The organism is Streptomyces sp. ISL-1 (assembly GCF_018614585.1).
Classification (GTDB): Bacteria; Actinomycetota; Actinomycetes; order Streptomycetales; family Streptomycetaceae; genus Streptomyces; species Streptomyces maoxianensis.
Map to the genome: position 1 here is coordinate 121,703 of NZ_JAGGOI010000012.1, position 17,728 is coordinate 139,430.

Consider the following 17,728-nt stretch of genomic DNA (forward strand, 5'->3'; position numbering starts at 1 on the left):
AGCAGTTGGGTGTCTTCCCACCCCTCTTGGGTCGGGATCACTGGTCGTCCTTCGGCTTCTGTGCCGAGTCCGGCACCTTGAAGTCCCATTCCCACGCGAAGCGCGACGCGGCGTGGACGCCGATGGCGAACTCGACCACAGCGCCGTCAGCCGTGTAGGTCGTCCGGTGAAGTTCCATCACCGGCTCTCCGGCGGGCAACTGAAGGAGCTTCACTTCCTCGGCCGTGGGGACGCGCGAAGAGCGCTTCCTTCATGTGGTCGATCTCGTATCCCGCGTCGTAGAGCACCCGGTATCCACCGTCTCTGCCGGCGGGTCCCGGCGTCGGGTCCACCAGACGCGTTCCCTCGACGTGGTCCGGCCGGTAGTAGCTCATCATGCCCAAGCAGCCTGGGAACCTACTGGTGCGCTGCAACAACCGCCGGGCCACCCGCTGCCCGGCCTGCGCCGAGACCTACCGCCGCGACACCTACCAACTGATCACTGCAGGACTCCGCGGCGGCAAAGGCATTCCCGACCCCGTCGCCACCCACCCTCGGGTCTTCGCCACCTTCACCGCCCCCAGCTTCGGCCCCGTCCACAACCGCCCCGCCTCCGGCCGCTGCCGCTGCGGCACCCCGCGTTCCTCGCGTACTGGCTCGACTCGATCGTGAAGCCCAACCTCGCCCCGCTGTCGTACGTCTCGTACGAGGGGTACGTCTGGCTCTGCATCGCCCCGTACCTCGGCGCGAAGCGGCTGGACAAGCTCACGGTCCGGGATGTGCGCGAGTGGCTGACGAAGCTGGCGACCGTCTGCCAGTGCTGCGCCCAGGAGAAGGACGCCAAGAGCGTGCCCAACCGCCGCAAATGCTGCACCGTCGGAGACTGCTGGGAGTCGTACCCGTCCCGCCGGGTGATCCAAGGTTCCCGCGACGCTCTGCGGGCCGCTCTCACCCATTCGGTCGCCGAGGAGGAGATCAGCAAGAACGTCGCCTCACTCGTGAAGGTGCCCAAGCCGCGCCGCCGCCGGATCAAGCCGTGGTCCGTCGCCGAGGCGGGCCAGTTCCTCACCGATGCGGCCGCCCGCGATGACCACCTCTTCGCGGCCTGGGTGCTCGTGCTCTGCCTCGGGCTGCGCCGCGGTGAAGTGCTGGGCCTGACGTGGAAGTCCGTCGACTTCGAGACCGGCGAACTGTACGTCCACCATCAGATCCAGCGCGCGGGGCGTCAGATCCTCCACCGCGAGACCAAGACCGAGGACTCCGACGACTTCCTGCCGCTGTCGGCACTCTGCCTCAAGGCCCTACGGATGCGCCGCGCCCAGCAGCTCGGCGACCGGAAAGCCGCAGGCAAGCTGTGGCAGGACGCTCACGGCTTGGTCTTCACGACGAAGCACGGTACGCCGATCGAGCCGGGGAACCTGACCCGGATGTTCGCCCTGCGGCTCGCCGTGCAGGCCTTCGGGTGATCCCGCTTCGGAACACTCGGCACACCTGCAGTTCGCTCCTGGTCGCCCTCAAGGTCCACCCGAAGGTGGCGCAGCGCATCCTGCGGCACTCCCAGATCGCCATGACGATGGAGGTCTACGCCGAAGCGAGCGAGGAAGCAGTACGCGCCGCGATCGGCAAGCTGTCCGAGGCGATGGGCGGCACCGGCTGACGCGGTTGCTGTACTTCACTGCTGTACGCGCAACGCAAGAGGCCCCCCGGAATTCTCCGGGGGGCCTCTCAGCTGTGTGCACTCGGCAGGATTCGAACCTGCAACCTTCTGATCCGTAGGATCGGGCACCCCCGTGGTGGCGGCCAATGTGGCCTGCTGGCTCGCGTGTGGGGGTGGTCGGCTGGCAGGCGTTGTGTGCCGTCGTTGCCGTCAGCGCTGCCGTCAACCGCGGCACGGTCAGACAGCCTGTGCCAGGGCACGCTCAGCCGATGCTCTGAGCGTGACTCCAGAGCTCTTCGGCGTGGTCGGCAAACCGGGCGAACATGCCGCTTGACCCGTGGCGACGCAGGTGCAGCATTGGTGAGTCGTGACCGACGAGTCTTGCCAGGTGCGGCGTGACCAGGGCCTCGTCATCGAACCGGAACACCGACAGGCTGACGTGGCTGACGGCGTCCTCCGCGCTGCTGTAACGCGCCTCCACACCCTCGATGGGGCCCAGCCGATCTAGGTGCTCCAGGGTGATCCTGATGCGCGTGGAGACCGTCAGCGCTACGTCCTCGATGGCTTCCCGCTGGCTGGTCACCTCCCCCCTCGGGTCACCCAGCAGGAACCGGACCCTGCACCCCTGCCCGGCCTTGCGCTTCAGCATCTCCGCGAATTGAGGAACCTGCGTCCAGAAGAAGTAGTTCGTATAGCCCGACAGGAAGATCTCATCTGTCGCGGCCTCGACGAGCTCGCCCCAGACCGTCGAGGGACAAGCGGACCGGTAGGGGTACGACTGGACAAGTTCGCGATCGTCGCCGGTCTTGATCCGGTCTTTCACTGCCTGGGGCCACAGCATCTCTTCATTTACTCCCAACGCCCGAGAGGCGTCCGCACGGTTTCTTGCGTGCGGCGTCAGCTCCTCATCCGCGAGCCATCGCTCTACAGTCTTGCCACTGACCCCAGCACGTACCGCCAGTTGCCGCGGGGACATGCCCGCCGCTGACATAGCCGATCGTAGAGCAACGTTCAAGACTTCTCCTGGGACGTTTGGGCGTTCTTCAGACGCTACTGCCGAACGTCTCAACTGTCCGTAGTTTGGGGGCAGATACGTCCTTGATGGGGCGGCACGATGCCAGCATGGCCAAGACGGAGACAGGCCCCGAAACCACCCAGAGTGGCCCAGCCATGACGGAGTGGTTCCGCGTGGGCGACGTCGTAAGTGACGGCATCCGATGCCAGGTTGGCGAAGTGAATGCCATCGATGGTGACGAACTGGAGATCGTCCGGCCTTCGGGGCTGACGTGGTGGGCGTCGAAGTATCACTGTCGTCAGGCCAGTCGGCGGGAGCGCGAGACTCTGGAGACGAACCGAACGCTGAGGCTCAAGGCCCTGTCGGCACGCACGTCGCGGCCTGCTTCGAGCGCGGAGGCCCAACGGTGAGGCACTTATACGACACCGCCGCCCGCTTCACAGGCGTACTGCTGATCATCACCATCAGTTGCTCGGTCGGTTTCGTGCTCGGCGCGGCACTGGCGAGCCCGAGTTAGGGAGGTAGCTAGATGCAATGTCCAAACTGCGGGGCGTCTACCCAGCAGGGACCGACGGGAGGCTGGCTGTGCGGCAACTGCGGATGGCAAAGCGGCGTGGCTCCGGGGCCGGTAGCCTGCGCAGCATGGCCCAGCTTCCGGAACCCGCACCGACCGAGATTACGGAAACTGAGTGCCGCCATTGCGGCACTCGAATCGCCGGTCTTGATGGCCGGTACGCGTGCCCCCTTTGCGGCTGGGTGAACAGTCACAGTGAGGGCCATCGCCCGCTGCCCCCGGCGAGCGATGACCCGGACGGCCCAGCCAACAGGTAGCGCGCAGGTAGCGCCTCTCCCTCTGGCCCCCGCCGGGAGAGTGAGCGCTGAGCACAGAAAGTGGCCCCCCGCGGCGTTGGCAGCGGGGGGCCGCCTTGGGCTGGAGACACTGGACCTGGAGCGAGCTGTTCAGCTGCTTCGCCAGCATGACCAACCTGTTCGCCTCGGCCGTGTCGACTCTTCTGATGGCTCCTGGGTCTTCATGCTCTTCCTCCCCGAAGACGGCCAGGCGCTCGTCGCTTGTACTGGTGTAAGGCAGCAGAAGTGACCACTGCTTTGTAAGCCTGGCGCCGATCGCAGGCCGGTCTTGGCTGGTCAACACGCGTACAACAGCGCTGGGCCTGTCGGCGCTTGCCTGCACCGCCTCACACCCCAATTGACCGTGACTGACCGCTCGATCTGGCACGGATCTGGCACGCGCGGCGCCACTGCCCAGGGACTCACGATACGGCTGACCGCCGCTGGGCTGCCCATCGATACGAACTCTCGGCTGGGGGCTCATTGAGGTCTGGTGGGCTGGTCAGTCGGTCACCGAGGGGCGTTGGCGGTCAGCTGCGGTCGCGGTGGTTGCTGTACTCCGCTGCTGTACTGCAACGGCAATCACATGGCACCGGTCCTCAGGCGGCCCCTGGCCGACGACGCTTCGGCGTCATACTGTCTTGCGCAATGCCTAGTCAGCTGGGCTCTGTGGTCTGAGCGGAGGGGGAACGGGGATGCCGCTGGAGTTCGGACTGTGGCGTGTGGACGACAAGCCCGTGCGAGTCGCTACGCGGCCGATGCCTTTGGAGTCTCGGCTGGAGGAGCTCATTGAGGCCGATCCCGGCATCCTGGGACATCCGTTGCTGCTGATCGGCCGGCAGGTGCTCACGCAGTACGGCAAGGTCGTTGATCTCCTGGGCATGGATGCTGAAGGGAGCCTGCACGTTCTGGAGCTCAAGCGAGATCGCACGCCTCGTGAGGTGGTGGCTCAGGTTCTCGACTACGGTTCCTGGGTCCAGGAGCTCACCAACGAGCAGATCCGCGACATCTACACCTCCTACGCCCGCGGCAGAGGGCTGGCGGAGGAGTTGGATGAGGCGTTTGCTCTGCGGTTCGGCGGCACTCCGCCGGAAGCCCTCAATTCGACTCACGCTCTCACCATTGTCGCGAGTGAGATCGATGCGGCGACGGAGCGGATCGTCACCTACCTGGCTTCTGGGTTCCAGGTTCCGGTCAACGTGCTCTTCTTTCGCTACTTCGAGGACGAGGGGCGCTCCTACCTGGCCCGAACCTGGTTGATGGACGAGGCCGAGGCCGTGGTGCCGTCGGCTGGAGCGAAGGGACGCGGGAAGCAGGAGCCGTGGAACGGGACGGATTGGTATGTGTCGTTCGGCGATGAGCCCAGCGGCCGGAACTGGGAGGACGCTCTTCGCTACGGTTTCGTGTCGGCCGGCGGCGGGGAGTGGTTCTCTCGGACGATCCGGTCCTTGCCACTCGGGGCGCGGGTGTTCACTCACATCCCCAAAGTGGGCTACGTGGGCGTCGGCACGGTCTCCGGCGAACCCCAACCGTTCGAGGACGCCGCCCTCAGCCTCGACGGTGACAGCCGGCGGATGACTGATCTCTCCCTGACGGGCACCTACCGACGCGCCGGGGACGGAACAGACAGGGATGGGGAGGATCCTCGTGAGTGGATCGTCCCGGTTACCTGGGAGCGTGCTGTGCAACGCAAAGAGGCATTGTGGCGCACGGGGTTCTTCGCCAACCAGAACTCCGCCTGCAAGCTCCGCGCCCGCTTCACGATTGAAGAGGTCTCCCGCCACTTCGGCATCGATCAAGGCTTCCCTGACGCCTGACACGAAGCAGCGGCGTAGCCCCGATGCCAGCGGCCCGCGGTCTAGCCGAATAGAAGTTGGCAGCGGACGTAACCCGCTGGCGTGGAGAGTGTTTCGTGCACACGGCTCCGGAGGCCCTTTGTGTCCCGGACGTAACCGCAGGTCAGACAGATAGTCCGTTGGCGCGGTCCACGCGTCCACGAAGAGGCCGCAACAGGGGCGACCTGCCTCGAGCTAGCGTCGAGGCGCACTGGCCTGCATCCATGACAGTTGAGCTGAATGCAGACAGGGGTCCGCAATTGGGGCTGCACGAACCTGTCGGTCCGTCACTCCATCGAGCTACCTTGGTCAATTAGTGCCAACGAGCCTTGGTCCATCACTACCGTGACGCCAGGAAGCGCCAGAGGTAGTTGTTTGAGGTGCCGACGGGGGGTGTAAGTGCGACTTTGCTTGCCGTTAGGCCAAGCGGATCAAGTCGGACAATTTACTCACTCATGTCTTGTTGGCTCTGGGGGCGGGGGGTACAGTCATAAGTGAACTGAGGCGGGCAGACTGTGTTGAGTGCGGGCGCATAGTGTACGAACGCGGGCGTTTGCACATGATTGAAGCGGCGAGAGTGTCGGATGGGACCTACCCTTGCGATGATTTCCTTCGCGGCCTCGAAGGGTCGAAGAGGAAGAAGGACAGGGAACGCCTGGCGGTGATCCTTATCGTTCTCGAAGACTACGCTTACCGTCGCGAGCTCATATTTCCGAGGGAGATCAACAACCTCAAGGACGGCATTAGAGAGTTGAAGCCCGATAAGGTTCGACTTCCATTCTTTGACGTACCTGGGAGCAAGGTCGGCGCCATAAGGCTGACGCACGGATTTGTCAAAGGAACGCAAAAGGCGCCGCGAGGTGAGATTCTCAAGGCTCTGTGGGTCAGAAGGGAGGACCTTGCATCATGAAAACACTGTATGACCGCTTTGCGAGTAGTGGCGACGGGTCTCAACTCTTGGCTGCCGCCAGACTCAGGCGGGAGATGCTTCGAGTGCTACACAAAGCCTTGGAAGCATGCGGGCTGACGCAGAGCGAGTTGGCGGAGCGGCTTCGAGTTCGCAAGTCCGCGGTAAGCCAAGCCTTGCGAGGTGACGGAAACCTGCGTGTGAACACTATCGCGAGCTATCTGAGCGCGATGGGGTACGAACTCGACGTTCGGCTCGTTGAGGCAGGTGAGCCCCGAAAGGCAGTCCTGGAGGGGCGTGAGGTGCACCCCTCATTTACACAAGACTGGATTCCGGTGGACGATAGTCGGTCAGAGCATTTGCGCGGGGAAAACATCGAGGTTCATTTCGCGCAGTCCCACTTCACTGTCACGCTTGTCGAAATGCATCGGACTTCTGCGGAGCCTTTGAGGAACGTTCTCTATGACTTCGAGGGCACTGCTCAGTCTACGGAACCTGTGTTCGCGGAGTCTCGCGAGTTTCACCCCATCCGAACCGGGGCAGCTTCGTGAGCGATTCGAAATTTGATTTCAACGAGCTGCGAAGGTTCGTCTCCCGTGTAGACCTTCGTGGGATCATCGCCCAAGAATGTCACGCTGTCAGGCATTCCGGTGCAGCGCCTGAACGGGTCACCGTTTCACTTGACACTGAAGTTTCAGCGAATAGAGACTCGGTTGACTATCGTTTCACCTTGAGTTGCGAGGCCTTTGATGAGGCTGACGACGCTGTAGCAGACCTTTCCGTCGTGCTGCTGGCGAGCTTCACGGTCTCGGAGGGGCCTGAGGTCCCTGAAGTTATCCATCATGCCTTCGGGGCGAATGTTGCCGTGATGACGGCCTACCCATACCTGCGTCAACACGTGCACGATTTGGCGAACCGTATTGGCCTAGTGAACTTCACTCTGGGGCTGATGAAACTCTCAGACAAATCTCAAGGATTCTCGATCGTAGCCACTGGCGACAGCGCCCACTGAGTCACCACCAGCGCAACTCAGGTGGCACTGCGACCGCTTTGGGGGCGCGCAGTGGCCGGCTGTGGGACTTGAACCTGAGGCCTCATCTCTATGGAGTTGATCCCAGGTGGGTTGCTGAGACAAATGGTGGCGTGTGCTCTGCCGACGTCAGCCGTCGAGGTGCGAGATCGGCATTGCGCGTGACTGGTAGTTCGAGTCTTGACTTGGGGGCCTTGACACCGCCCTATAGCTCTAGTCTTTTGAGTGCAGGGTCGAGGTGGTCCTCAGCCTCTTGCTCGAGCGCCTCGACATCCAGGCGAAGGTCCCGGACGGCCTCGGGCTCTTCGGGGAGATTTTCTCTGCGCAGGTAGGCGCCTATGCATTCGCTCGCGTCACTTACGGCATGCCAGACCGGGTGTCCCGGCCTTCCTCCGAGAACCTGCCAGTACCACATGATCTGCGTCGCCCCGCCTAGTCGAGCGCGCAGCTCCGCCGAGGCGAGCACAAAGACATGAGTGTCAACCGTGTGGATGAGGCGTTGCAGTTCTTCATGCCTGTCAGGCTCCTCGCTGCTCGACAGCTCGCCCTTCAAGTGATGGATCGAGATCAAAGCCTGCCTGATCTCACGACTTGCCTCTTCTTGTCGGGCCTCCAGCCGTTCCTTCTCAAGATCTCGGCGGTTCTGCCGGTTGGTCCACAGCGTTGTCCAGGTGCTACCACCAAGCCCCAGGACAACCCCAATTAGTCCGATCACGGCCTCTTGCATGGTTTCGCCCTCCGTGAACTGGATGCAGTCCTACCAAGCTGCTCATGCTGCCAGATGGGCACCCACGGGCCCCTGACTGGTCGTCATTGTCCAGTGTTGGCCACTGTCGCTCGGCCTCGGACGCTGCCCGGCCGAGGAGCCGAACCGCCTCGGGTATCCCGCGCGCCGCGCCCTCTTGCCATCCTGAACCCCCCTGGGAGGGGAAGCTGTGGCAGCAGAACGACGGTCACGTCGTAGGCGGGACGGAGCCTCCTGGCCGGTGTGCGACCGGGCGCGGTGGAAGCGGGGCGCAGTCTGGTTCGCCAGATCGTCCACCCTTGACCTCAGCGGTTGTCGACTCCGTCGACGGTGAGCGAATCCGATGCCGTGTAGAGGAACAAGCGGTATGCGACGCCAGCCTCAGCCTCCTTGGTCAGAGCGTCGTCCAACTCATCGGAAAATCGGTCCTCCCCCAGCGCGGGCTTCGACAGGGCCTGAATCACGGCATTTTCGAACGCGTGGAGACGGTCGCTCAGATCGATGGCGGCGTCAATCACACGCTCAGGTCCCTCTATGACGACCTGGGCATGCAGGTGGGCGCGGGCGGCTGATTGGTTGAGAGCAGCCTTGAGGTGGCGTTCGACCTCGCCGATGGCGGTGCCCTGCTCTTCTGGTGTTGCCTCTGGTGCGGCAACGTCTTGGAAGGACGAAAGTGCGCTCTGCAGTTCCTCGTACTGCTCGCGACATCCTTCGGAGTAGGCAACAAAGATCGACTTGCGTGGTTCGCGAAGACCCCGCGCCGTCTCGACCTCTAACTGCAAGCGCGATTGAGACCGGGCGATGAGGGCAACGATGATGCCTGCCCCTCCGGTACCGATGGCCCCGACCAGGGCGCCGAGTATGGCTGCGAGTCCTGCGTCCATGGACAGAGTCTGGTGACTCCGCGCGGAGTGCGTCTGGTCTTTCGGCGTTCTCGCGGGGCCGGTATGCAGCAGCCGAGGACGCGGCAGACTGCCGCCATGTGGATAGCAATGGCAGTGATGATACTGATCTTCGTGTTCGCGTCGGCCTCCGCGATTGTCCAAGCTCGTAAGGGCCAGTGGTGGACGGCTGGCGCAGTCTTTCTTCCCTCCCTCGGCATGGTGGTGCTGCTGCTTGGTGGCGTGGAGCGGCAGAGCACGTCGCTCTTCTGGCTGGGGAGCCTGTTCGTAGTGGCCGGCTTCGGCGCGGAGGCCATGGCCTACTGGAGAACTCGAACGCGTGGGAGGGAGCAGGTGGGCCAGTGAAGGGGCGACGTGTCGAAGTCGGTGGAGTCTCAAATGGCCAAGTCAAGAGACCGTCACCATCGCCTACGAGAGCATGACTGTCTAGTTAACACGCGCCGAGCGCCATCAGGGCGGCGACTCGTTCCACACCTCGGGGCCGCCGCCCCGCCACTCGATCAGGTCCGGATTATCGATCGCCGTGTCCGCCTCGGGCAGCTCCGCGCGGCGCAAGAACTCCAGTAGGTCAAATAGGTTGTACGCAGTGCCCACGGACTCATCGCGGATCGTCACCCGCCTGCCGCCGTCCGGCGACAACGGGTGAACGACGACAGGCGCTCCATCCATAACCCCAGCGTCCATCCGGACCCGCCCGGACGCATCCGGACAGGCCGGAGGTCGTTCTCGCCTGCCGATTGCGGAGTCCTATTGGGCAAGTGCGTGAGGTCGGTGGAACGGCTTTGGCCGGTGTCCTGCCCGGTTTGGGGTCGGGCATGATCAGGGGGCCGTACGCTTGCCGGCTACTCGGGCAGGCTTCACCCCTGCCCGCAATGTGTCCGAGTGGCCCCCTGATCTTGCTCGACGCGGGACCCGAATCGGGGAGTGTGGGTAAAGCCGTGGAGCCGACCGTCCCCACCCCCGGCCTGGTTCTTTTCGCCCCCTTGTGGGCGCGGGCGGGCGACGACGTGCGGCCCCGGTGGCGTAGACATGGAGGGGCAAGCGCGGCGGCGACCGGCCGGCGCGCCGCGCCCTCGGCGCGGCACCTCTGAATCTCTGATCAGACTGCTACCGCAGTTCAGGAGGCCGGGAAAGCAGACGCTCGAAGCGTCAACTGTGGTGTTCTCCCAAGCGTCAGCCTCCCCCGGGCATGGTGTCGTTGGCGTCTTCTGGGGCCACTCGGGTGCATGGGGGGCATGGGGCAAAGCCGTGCGCGTGTGGCAGGACTGCCGTGCCGAGACTGGATTGGCAATGCCCAACACTCACCGACCGAACGCCCCTCGGGCAGCGAGCGCAGCGAGCCTTGACCTTGTAAAGAAAATTTGCGGGACCTACACGGTGAGCACTGCGGCGGACTCTGCACCCATGCTGCGGGCCGTGGCCAACCACTGTGCTGCGCTGGCGACTTCGAAACGATCCGACGGTGCCGTGATCGTGGTGACCTCCAGCGGCCGGCCATGACTGTCCACCATCGTCCGGCGGATATCGAGGACGGGAGTGCCGCTGGACACGTCCAGGTCGCCTGGCTCATCGCCGTAGGGCATGCGTGCGGTCACGGCCGTGCTGAAGCTGATCGGTCCATGCCGGTCCGCCAGCCGCTCGAAAGGAGTCCACCGCACCCCGGTTCCTTCCTCAGGCTCCTGGTCGTCGTCGAGGTCGGACTGCTCGTAGTCACCCTGATGCGCTTTGACGGCGTACGGGTCGTCAGGTTCCCCAGCCTTCTCCCAAAGGTCCGCGGGCTCCTCTGGCTTCGGCTCAGACATCAGGCCGACGAGATGGGCAGGGATGGCCGACGTGACGGCGATCGTCTGGTGCAGCGTGCGATGCCTCCAGTACTGGAAGCGGTGGAGAATCCACGCTCCGGTACGGATGTTGAGCGCTTCCGCATCGCTCCTGCTCGCCTTGGTGATCACGGCTTCGCGCGCTTCGATCCCGGACCTGCGCAGCGCCACCGCCTCGCCGTGCTCCCCCCGCAGCCACCCCTGCTTCGACGGGTCGTAGTCCTCGGCGAGCAGATCGGCCACGTCCTCGCCGTTGATCAGGATCACGCGCCGCTCAGGACGTGCCCTGACGAACGTGCCCCGGCCATGGGCTACGTGCAACAGACCTTCCCCGACGAGGACGTTGATCGCTCGGCGCACTGTGGGCCGGGATACGTCGTAGCGCTCGGCGAGTTGGCTCTCTCCCGGTAGAGGGCTCCCCGGCGGATACACCTCGTCGGCCACGTCGGAGCGCAGTGCGTCCGCGATCAGACGCCATGCGGGCTGGTTCCGCTCTTCCTCTGTCATCACACGCTCTCCAGGTTGACGGTACGAGACGACCTACAACAGGTAGCACGTCTCGTGCTAGTGTGTCCATGTGCAACAAGACGTAGTACGTGTTGACTTAGGGAGCCGCCCGGCAGATGTGAGCCCGGCGGAGTGGAGAGAGCTGGCCCGGTTCTTCGAGCGAATGACCGCGCCGGACTACAAGGAGTGGGAGGAGGGGGTACGGCGTATCCAAGGGTGCGCACACCCGGTTCACCTGAGCGGGAACGTCCGCCTGGTCGATTTGGCCACCGGTGAGGTCGTGCACGAGCTAGGGGACGATGGCCAGCAGCGGTTGATGGTGCCGTGTGGCAACCGGCGTAAGGAGTGGTGCGCCCCCTGTTCCCGGCTCTATCAGTGGGACACCTGGCACCTGGTGAAGGCGGGCCTCGTCGGCGGCAAGGGAGTCGCGGAGTCGGTCTCTGGACACCCGCGGGCCTTCGTGACTCTCACCGCCCCGTCGTTCGGTCCGGTGCACACCGTTTCGCCGGATCGGCCTTGTCACCCTCGGCGCGGAGACACCACATGTGATCACGGCTATCCGCTGGCCTGTTGGGCTCGGCACGACTCAGGTGACCCGCTCGTGGGACAACCTCTGTGCGGGGGCTGTTACGACTACCCGGGCGCAGTGCTCTGGAATGCGCACGCGGGTCCGTTGTGGCATCGGTTCACCGATGTCATGCGACGCCAGGAGTTACCACGTGCTGCCAGTCTCACCTGCGCCGAGTTCACCCGGCGCATACGGGTCTCCTTCGTCAAGGTGGCGGAGTACCAGCAGCGAGGACTGATCCACTTCCACGGTGTGGTTCGCCTCGACCCGGCCGACGACGCGGTTCCGCTGCCCACTTGGGCGAACTTCGACCTGATCGATGACGGGGTGCGCCACTCGGCTCCGCTGGTACGGCTCGCCACCGTTGAGGGCTCCCTGGGGCAGTGGGAACTCAGCCTCGGCACGCAGACGGATGTGCAGCCCATCCCGAGCGTCGTCCCACCCGACGGGGAGAGCAACGGCCGGAGCACTGACCACGTGGCTGCGTATATCGCCAAGTACGTGACCAAAGCGGCGGAGTGCACGGGGACTGTGGATCGGCCCCTGTACTGCAAGCGCTGCAAGGGGTCGGGCCTTGCCGGATTCTGCGCCCGCTGCAAGGGCTCGGGGCTGCGCATGGACCTCGGCACCCTGCGCATGCCTCCACACGCACGGGCCATGGTCGGCACCGCCTGGCGACTCGGCGGACTACCCGAATATCGCGCCCTGAATTTGCGTCGCTGGGCACATCAATTCGGCTACGGCGGCCACTTCTCCACAAAGAGCCGTCGGTACAGCACCACCATGACGGCTCTCCGGCAGACACGCGCGGACTTCCGCAGCGAACAGACACGGCAAAGGCTCGGAATTTCCGGCGAACTCGTCTCGGTCAGCAACCTGGTTTTCGCAGGGATCGGCTACGCGAGCGAGACGGAAGAGTCGATCGCAAAGAGGATTCGGGATGACATCGCTGAAAACCGGTCCATCGCCCGCGAGGAAATCGCCGCTTTGGAAGTCGAGGACGAATGGTGGGGTGAATGACCGAACTTGGACGCACGCCACCACCCGTACTGCTCACTGTCGACCAGGTGGCCGCTCACCTCCAGGTCAGCCGCTGGACGGTCTACAACCTGATCCGCTCGCGGGAGCTGGCCTCCGTGACGATCGGCCGGTGCCGGCGGATCACTGAAAGCGCACTGCACGACTACATCACCCGTCTGTCAGACCTGGAGAGTGCGTAATGGCGAGGAAGAACGCGAACGGCGAGGGCACCATCTACCAGCGGAAGGACGGTAGGTGGGAAGGAACGGCGTACGTGCTCACCTCGGACGGCACGTACAAGCGGCGCAGCGTCTACGGCAAGACGTGGGACAACGCGCACGAGAAACTGACTCGCCTCAAGGCCGATTCGCAGAGCGGCGTTCCGGTGTCGGTCATGAAACAGACTGTCGCCGAATATCTGGCGTACTGGCTGGAGCACGTGTCGAAACCGAAGGTGCGCCGGGTGACTTGGGTCAATTACGAATCGCTGGTGCGGAATTACATCGTGCCGGGCATCGGCAAGAAGAAGGTCGCCCGTCTCGCCGCCCGCGACATCCGCGCGTTCCTCGGCCTGGTCGCACGCACCTGCCAGTGCTGCGCGCTGGAGAAGGACAAGAAGCGGCCTGAGCGCAAGCGGCGGTGCTGTGCCGTCGGAGAGTGCTGCGAGAAGTACCCATCGGATCGCACGGTCCGTTTCCTGCTGGTGCTCCTGCGGTCGGCGCTCCAGCACGCCGTACGGGAGGACGAGCTGCCGCGCAACGTCGCTCGGAACGTCGAGCTGAGCACAGGGACACGACGGGAGATCGAACCGTTGACGGTGACAGAGGGGCGCAAGCTCTTAGCGACGGCGCGCGGAGACAGGCTCTGGGCGGTGTACGAGCTGGCCGTACGGCTGGGCCTGCGGCGGGGCGAAGTGCTCGGCCTTCGCTGGAAGGACGTGGACCTTCATGACGGAGTGATCCACATTCGGCAGAGTCTCCAGCGGGTCAGCGGTGAGCTGGTGCGGGCAGCCACGAAGACAGCTCGCTCCACGCGCCGTGTGCCGCTGCCCGCCGAGTGCGTGACCGCGCTGCGTGCTCGCCGCGCTCAACAGCACGCTGACCGCCTGGCACGCGGGGACCAGTGGACGACGACCGATCTGGTCTTCACGACTCGCAACGGAACACCGATAGAGCCGCGCAACCTGAACCGCGCCTTCGAGGTCGTGAGTCGACGCGCCGGCATCCGTCAGGTGCGTTTCCACGATCTTCGGCACACCTGTGCCTCGCTGCTGCACGAGCAAGGGGCCGACGCTAGGACGATCATGGAAGTCCTCGGGCACAGCTCGATCCGCGTGACCATGGACGTCTACACGTTCGTCCGGCTGGACACCCAGCGGGCCGCATTCGACCGTGTCAGTGATGCGCTGGCAGGCATTGACGGCAACCGGCCGGACGGCGATGACGGCACGGCTGGAGTAATCGCCGCGATCTAGCAGCGGTTGCCGTCAACCATCGCCGTCAACGCAAAAGCCAGAGGCCCTGTCGATCTCTCGACAGGGCCTCTGGCCTCTTGTGCACTCGGCAGGATTCGAACCTGCAACCTTCTGATCCGTAGTCAGATGCTCTATCCGTTAAGCTACGAGTGCTCGGCGTTCCGGGCTTTTGTGCCTGGTCGGCGTTGCGGGAACAACATTACATGACCCGCGCCGCCAGGTGAAATCCGTTAACCACACTCCGCCTGACCTGCGAAAACGTCGCCAAAACAACCGAAGCCCCCGCCGTCGGCGGGGGCTTCGGTGATCAACTGGCGGAGGCGGAGGGATTTGAACCCTCGATGGGCTTTAAGACCCAAACCGCATTAGCAGTGCGGCGCCATAGACCGGACTAGGCGACGCCTCCTGACCCACCCACGCGGGCGCGAGTGGTGCGTGCAGATGATGACACAGCCCAGCGGGGTGCCACCAATCGCTGCCCACGGTACTAGGCACGCGGGCCGCAGAGCAAAGTCCGCGACTCGGGGCCCGGCAGGGGTCCCCCGGGGAACACACTTCCGGTTGCGCAACGCCGCGGCTCAAGGAGCGTTAGAGATGCCGGGGGCCCTCGCGGCCCCTGAAGGACTCGTGATCTCTTCAGCTCCAGGAGCCCCCATGCTGCGCCGCATCGTCCTCACCGCAACCGCGTCCGTCGCCGCGCTGGTCGCCGCCGTTCCTGCCGCCGGGGCCTCGCCCCTGCCCCTGGCCCTTCCGCTGTCCCTGCCCTTTCCGCTGCCGCTGCCGGCGGCGGCAGCGCCGACGTCGCAGGCCACGGACAGGCTGACCATGACCGTCTCCGAGACCGGGGCGCGGACGGACGGGCTGTACGAGCTGGAGTGCGGGCCCGCGGGCGGGACCCACCCCTCCGCGCAGGCCGCCTGTGACCGGCTGGACCAGCTGGCGCAGGACGGAAAGGACCCGTTCGCTCCAGTGCCCGAGGACCAGATGTGCACCCAGCAGATGGGCGGGCCCCAAACCGCGCACATCACCGGCACCTGGCAGGGGCAGAGCGTGGACGCCGTCTTCAGCCGGACCGACGGCTGCGAAATCTCACGCTGGCAGACCATGGAGCCCGTACTGCCGAACACCAGGTCATAGGCCCAAGGGGTACGGCATGTGCACACAACCTTGGTGAGAGCTCCCCCTCATCCGCCGCCCCTCGCACATCCCCTGCCTTTAGACTCCCTCCAGTGACAGGCTGAGGCCCGAGGGGCAAGATGGGACCGGCCGTCCGCACCATGCAGTAGGTCAGGGAGGAACCGTCGTCGTGAGCAGCAGGCCATCCCGAGGCGCTGCTCGCCTTGCAGCCATACTCGACGCCCTTCCGGACGGGCTCGTGCTCGTCAATTGCAACGGCACGGTCGTCAACGCCAACACCATCGCCCTCGAACTCTTCGAGACGCCCGGCACCGCCCTCGTCGGGCGCGGGCTGCTCGATCTGCTGCCCACCTTCGACTCCCGGCTGATCCCGGGCTCCATGCGACGGCCCGAAGCGGCGGACGAGCGGGGGCGCACCAAGCCGACCCGGATGGTCGCGCGGCGTACGGACGGCAGCGAGTTCCCGGTCGAGGTGACCAGCGCGAGCCTGGAGGACGGGCGCGAGGCGTACGACTCGTACACCAGCTACACCGGCGACGAGCTGCTGATGCTCGTCGTACGGGATCTCTCGGGCACCGTCGACACGGAAGCGGAGCTGGCGCGTTCGCAGCGGCAGACCGAGATGATCCTGCGGGCCGCGTCCGAGGGTGTCGTCGGGACGGACACCGACGGGCGGGTCGTGCTGGTCAATCCGGCCGCCGCGCAGATCCTGGGGTTCCGGGCGAGCGACCTGGGCGGCCAGGAGCTGCATCCGCTGATCCTGCACTCGCGCGCCGACGGCGAGCCCTTCCCGTACGAGGAGTCGCCGCTCGCGGACACCCTCAAGTCCGGCCGCAAGCACCGGGTGCGCGGACAGGTGCTGTGGGCCAAGAACGGCTCGAAGGTGGCCGTCGATCTGACGACCGCGCCGGTACGGGACGGGGAGCAGCTCGTCGGGGCGGTGATGACCTTCACCGACCGCCGTCCTTACGAGGAGCTGGCGGAGCAGCACACCTCGGAGCTCACCCGAACGACCGAGCGGCTCACGGCGGAACTGGCCGAGACCACCGAGCGGCTCGCGGGTGAGCTGGCGGACAAGTCGGAGCGGTACTCCGCCGAGATCGAGGCGCTCGCGGAACGGCATGAGGAACTGGCTGCCCGGCACGCCCAGCTGACCGCCGTCCTCGGCGAGTCGCTGCGAGGGCCGCTGGAGGAACTCCGCGCCGAGCTGGGGACGCTGGCGGCCGACCCGGCGGGCCAGCTGTGGCCCGAGGCGAACCAGATCCTGCACCATCTCGCCGCCGGATATGCCCGGATGACGACGCTTGTCGACAATGTGCTGGGCTTCCAGCGACTCGGCGCCGGCGCGGAGGGGCTGAACAAGGCGAACGCACTGCTCGACGCGGTCGTGGCCGCGGGCGTCGAGGGCGCGATCGAGCTGATCGGTCCGGGGCGGGCGCAGTTCGCGGTGCACGCGCCGCCGATAGAGGCGGAGGTGGATGCCGGGCGGCTGGCGACGGCGCTCGCGCATCTGGTCGCCGACGTGGCCGGGGTCGACTCGACCGGCAAGGCCCGGGTCGTTCCGGGCGGCGGGTATGTGGACTCGACGGTCGTGGTGGCGGCGGCGCAGCGCGGTGATGTCGTACGGATCGAGGTGCGGGGGCCGTTCGCCGGGGGAGACCCGGTGCACGAGCCGATCGTGCGCGGGATCGTACGGGCGCACGGCGGGGTGCTGCAGACGCACGAGGTGCCGGGGATGAGCGGCAGCGCGTACGTCCTGGAGGTGCCGCTCGGCGACGGCTCGGGGACCGTGACGGCACCGGCTCCGGTTCCGCAGCAGGCCGGTGAGCTCGCGCTGCCGGAACAGCAGACGGGCACGCCCGGCGGGCGCGGGCGGCGGCGAGCGCGGCGGGCCTCCACGGATGCCTTCCTGGACAGCCCGGTGGCCATGGAGGACCCGGTGGCCGCCCAGCCGACAGGGCGGCGCCGGGCGCAGGGGCAGGAGCCGCAGCAGGAACTGATCCCGGCCCAGGATTCGGGCGAAGGGAGTGGTCCCGCAAACGGCACAAACGGAGCAAACGGCGGGACCGGTCGGCGGCGCGGGCGGCCGAGCCCCGCCGAGGAAGCCGTCGCGGTCGCCGCGGGCGGCGTCCGGCCCAGCGAGGGCTCGGTGGTGACGGCCGCGGAGGGCGCGGCGTCGTCCCGGCGCGCGTCGCTCGGCCAGACGGTGCCGCCGCAGGGCGTGCCCGTCGAACCACATGGAACAGGTCCATCGGGGCGGCGCGCGCGGCGCGGCGCGGAGGG

16 protein-coding genes, 2 tRNA genes and 3 pseudogenes are annotated in these 17,728 nt (G+C 65.7%); 13 read left to right on the forward strand and 8 right to left on the reverse strand.

The genetic code is table 11. The annotated features are described in order from the left end of the window. Positions 1 to 37: 37 nt before the first annotated feature. Positions 38 to 377 (reverse strand): annotated as a pseudogene (locus tag J7E87_RS10920) (UTRA domain-containing protein); the annotation flags it as partial. Positions 378 to 390: 13 nt separating this feature from the next. On the opposite strand from J7E87_RS10920, the pseudogene J7E87_RS10925 reads away from it, so the two are divergent. Together J7E87_RS10925 and xerC (J7E87_RS10930) are read left to right on the forward strand one after the other, a co-directional pair. Continuing rightward, a pseudogene (locus tag J7E87_RS10925) lies at positions 391 to 615 on the forward strand (replication initiator); the annotation flags it as partial. Then, positions 615 to 1,636: pseudogene (xerC, locus tag J7E87_RS10930) on the forward strand (tyrosine recombinase XerC); the annotation flags it as partial. The pseudogenes J7E87_RS10925 and xerC (J7E87_RS10930), both read left to right, overlap by 1 nt. A 262-nt stretch (positions 1,637 to 1,898) precedes the next feature. On the opposite strand, the gene J7E87_RS10935 reads toward xerC (J7E87_RS10930), so the two are convergent. After that, a complete protein-coding gene (locus J7E87_RS10935) occupies positions 1,899 to 2,477 on the reverse strand; it encodes an XRE family transcriptional regulator (RefSeq protein WP_251017243.1) in 579 nt (192 codons plus the stop codon). 281 nt (positions 2,478 to 2,758) lie between these two features. Here J7E87_RS10935 and J7E87_RS10940 point away from each other — a divergent pair, with 281 nt between their 5' ends. The 5 genes from J7E87_RS10940 to J7E87_RS10960 all read left to right on the forward strand — a co-directional run bounded on the left by J7E87_RS10940 (position 2,759) and on the right by J7E87_RS10960 (position 7,254). Beyond that, the gene (locus J7E87_RS10940; RefSeq protein WP_215092512.1) at positions 2,759 to 3,061 is read left to right on the forward strand and encodes a hypothetical protein; all 303 of its coding nucleotides are present in this window, start codon (positions 2,759 to 2,761) and stop codon (positions 3,059 to 3,061) included. A gap of 1,134 nt (positions 3,062 to 4,195) precedes the next feature. Beyond that, positions 4,196 to 5,317: an endonuclease NucS domain-containing protein gene (locus J7E87_RS10945; protein ID WP_215092514.1), complete on the forward strand. Its 1,122-nt coding sequence runs from the start codon at positions 4,196 to 4,198 to the stop codon at positions 5,315 to 5,317. Positions 5,318 to 5,894: 577 nt separating this feature from the next. Next, positions 5,895 to 6,245, forward strand: coding sequence for a type II toxin-antitoxin system RelE/ParE family toxin (locus tag J7E87_RS10950; protein WP_215092515.1), 351 nt, complete (start codon positions 5,895 to 5,897; stop codon positions 6,243 to 6,245). 74 nt (positions 6,246 to 6,319) lie between these two features. Next, complete coding sequence (locus tag J7E87_RS36425) at positions 6,320 to 6,793, forward strand: helix-turn-helix domain-containing protein (protein ID WP_374195160.1); 474 nt, start codon at positions 6,320 to 6,322, stop codon at positions 6,791 to 6,793. After that, positions 6,790 to 7,254 carry a hypothetical protein gene (locus J7E87_RS10960; protein WP_215092519.1) on the forward strand — a complete coding sequence of 155 codons (465 nt, stop codon included), beginning with the start codon at positions 6,790 to 6,792 and terminating at the stop codon, positions 7,252 to 7,254. The genes J7E87_RS36425 and J7E87_RS10960 overlap by 4 nt, the downstream gene beginning before the upstream one ends. 223 nt (positions 7,255 to 7,477) lie before the next feature. Here J7E87_RS10960 and J7E87_RS10965 read toward each other — a convergent pair whose 3' ends face one another. Beyond that, complete coding sequence (locus J7E87_RS10965) at positions 7,478 to 7,999, reverse strand: hypothetical protein (RefSeq protein ID WP_215092521.1); 522 nt, start codon at positions 7,997 to 7,999, stop codon at positions 7,478 to 7,480. A 323-nt stretch (positions 8,000 to 8,322) separates the two neighbouring features. After that, positions 8,323 to 8,901 carry a hypothetical protein gene (locus tag J7E87_RS10970; RefSeq protein ID WP_215092522.1) on the reverse strand — a complete coding sequence of 193 codons (579 nt, stop codon included), beginning with the start codon at positions 8,899 to 8,901 and terminating at the stop codon, positions 8,323 to 8,325. Between the two features lie 108 nt (positions 8,902 to 9,009). Here J7E87_RS10970 and J7E87_RS10975 point away from each other — a divergent pair, with 108 nt between their 5' ends. Next, complete coding sequence (locus J7E87_RS10975) at positions 9,010 to 9,264, forward strand: hypothetical protein (protein ID WP_215092525.1); 255 nt, start codon at positions 9,010 to 9,012, stop codon at positions 9,262 to 9,264. A 105-nt stretch (positions 9,265 to 9,369) separates the two neighbouring features. On the opposite strand, the gene J7E87_RS10980 is transcribed toward J7E87_RS10975, so the two are convergent. After that, a complete protein-coding gene (locus J7E87_RS10980; RefSeq protein WP_215092527.1) occupies positions 9,370 to 9,588 on the reverse strand; it encodes a hypothetical protein in 219 nt (72 codons plus the stop codon). 701 nt (positions 9,589 to 10,289) lie between these two features. Beyond that, positions 10,290 to 11,246, reverse strand: a complete 957-nt coding sequence (locus J7E87_RS10985; RefSeq protein WP_215092529.1) for a GntR family transcriptional regulator — start codon at positions 11,244 to 11,246, stop codon at positions 10,290 to 10,292. A 163-nt stretch (positions 11,247 to 11,409) separates the two neighbouring features. Here J7E87_RS10985 and J7E87_RS10990 point away from each other — a divergent pair, with 163 nt between their 5' ends. From J7E87_RS10990 to xerC (J7E87_RS11000), 3 genes are read left to right on the forward strand one after another with little or no spacing between them, the layout of a single operon-like run. Continuing rightward, entirely contained in the window at positions 11,410 to 12,834 is a 1,425-nt protein-coding gene (locus tag J7E87_RS10990) for a replication initiator (RefSeq protein ID WP_308312898.1), read from the forward strand. Beyond that, positions 12,831 to 13,034 (forward strand): helix-turn-helix domain-containing protein, encoded by a 204-nt coding sequence (locus tag J7E87_RS10995; protein ID WP_215092532.1) that lies wholly within the window; start codon positions 12,831 to 12,833, stop codon positions 13,032 to 13,034. Before J7E87_RS10990 ends, J7E87_RS10995 begins: the two co-directional genes overlap by 4 nt. Then, a complete protein-coding gene (xerC, locus tag J7E87_RS11000; RefSeq protein WP_215092534.1) occupies positions 13,034 to 14,308 on the forward strand; it encodes a tyrosine recombinase XerC in 1,275 nt (424 codons plus the stop codon). Before J7E87_RS10995 ends, xerC (J7E87_RS11000) begins: the two co-directional genes overlap by 1 nt. Positions 14,309 to 14,388: 80 nt before the next feature. Here xerC (J7E87_RS11000) and J7E87_RS11005 read toward each other — a convergent pair. Further along, positions 14,389 to 14,461: transfer RNA gene (locus tag J7E87_RS11005), tRNA-Arg, on the reverse strand. A 159-nt stretch (positions 14,462 to 14,620) separates the two neighbouring features. Then, positions 14,621 to 14,714, reverse strand: a tRNA-Ser gene (locus J7E87_RS11010). 248 nt (positions 14,715 to 14,962) lie between these two features. Here J7E87_RS11010 and J7E87_RS11015 point away from each other — a divergent pair. Both J7E87_RS11015 and J7E87_RS11020 read left to right on the forward strand, forming a co-directional pair. Further along, a complete protein-coding gene (locus J7E87_RS11015) occupies positions 14,963 to 15,445 on the forward strand; it encodes an SSI family serine proteinase inhibitor (RefSeq protein WP_215092536.1) in 483 nt (160 codons plus the stop codon). A gap of 169 nt (positions 15,446 to 15,614) precedes the next feature. Then, the coding region (locus J7E87_RS11020) for a PAS domain-containing protein (protein WP_215092538.1) at positions 15,615 to 17,728 on the forward strand (2,114 nt) is incomplete at its 3' end.

What these genes read in the sequence shown, in the direction of transcription:
- J7E87_RS10935 (WP_251017243.1), bottom strand. Translation starts at nt 2,477, where the DNA reads ATGCTGTGGCCCCAGGCAGTGAAAGACCGGATCAAGACCGGCGACGAT.
- J7E87_RS10940 (WP_215092512.1), top strand. Translation starts at nt 2,759, where the DNA reads ATGGCCAAGACGGAGACAGGCCCCGAAACCACCCAGAGTGGCCCAGCC.
- J7E87_RS10945 (WP_215092514.1), top strand. Translation starts at nt 4,196, where the DNA reads ATGCCGCTGGAGTTCGGACTGTGGCGTGTGGACGACAAGCCCGTGCGA.
- J7E87_RS10950 (WP_215092515.1), top strand. Translation starts at nt 5,895, where the DNA reads ATGATTGAAGCGGCGAGAGTGTCGGATGGGACCTACCCTTGCGATGAT.
- J7E87_RS36425 (WP_374195160.1), top strand. Translation starts at nt 6,320, where the DNA reads ATGCTTCGAGTGCTACACAAAGCCTTGGAAGCATGCGGGCTGACGCAG.
- J7E87_RS10965 (WP_215092521.1), bottom strand. Translation starts at nt 7,999, where the DNA reads ATGCAAGAGGCCGTGATCGGACTAATTGGGGTTGTCCTGGGGCTTGGT.
- J7E87_RS10970 (WP_215092522.1), bottom strand. Translation starts at nt 8,901, where the DNA reads ATGGACGCAGGACTCGCAGCCATACTCGGCGCCCTGGTCGGGGCCATC.
- J7E87_RS10975 (WP_215092525.1), top strand. Translation starts at nt 9,010, where the DNA reads ATGGCAGTGATGATACTGATCTTCGTGTTCGCGTCGGCCTCCGCGATT.
- J7E87_RS10980 (WP_215092527.1), bottom strand. Translation starts at nt 9,588, where the DNA reads ATGGATGGAGCGCCTGTCGTCGTTCACCCGTTGTCGCCGGACGGCGGC.
- J7E87_RS10985 (WP_215092529.1), bottom strand. Translation starts at nt 11,246, where the DNA reads ATGACAGAGGAAGAGCGGAACCAGCCCGCATGGCGTCTGATCGCGGAC.
- J7E87_RS10990 (WP_308312898.1), top strand. Translation starts at nt 11,410, where the DNA reads ATGACCGCGCCGGACTACAAGGAGTGGGAGGAGGGGGTACGGCGTATC.
- J7E87_RS10995 (WP_215092532.1), top strand. Translation starts at nt 12,831, where the DNA reads ATGACCGAACTTGGACGCACGCCACCACCCGTACTGCTCACTGTCGAC.
- xerC (WP_215092534.1), top strand. Translation starts at nt 13,034, where the DNA reads ATGGCGAGGAAGAACGCGAACGGCGAGGGCACCATCTACCAGCGGAAG.
- J7E87_RS11015 (WP_215092536.1), top strand. Translation starts at nt 14,963, where the DNA reads ATGCTGCGCCGCATCGTCCTCACCGCAACCGCGTCCGTCGCCGCGCTG.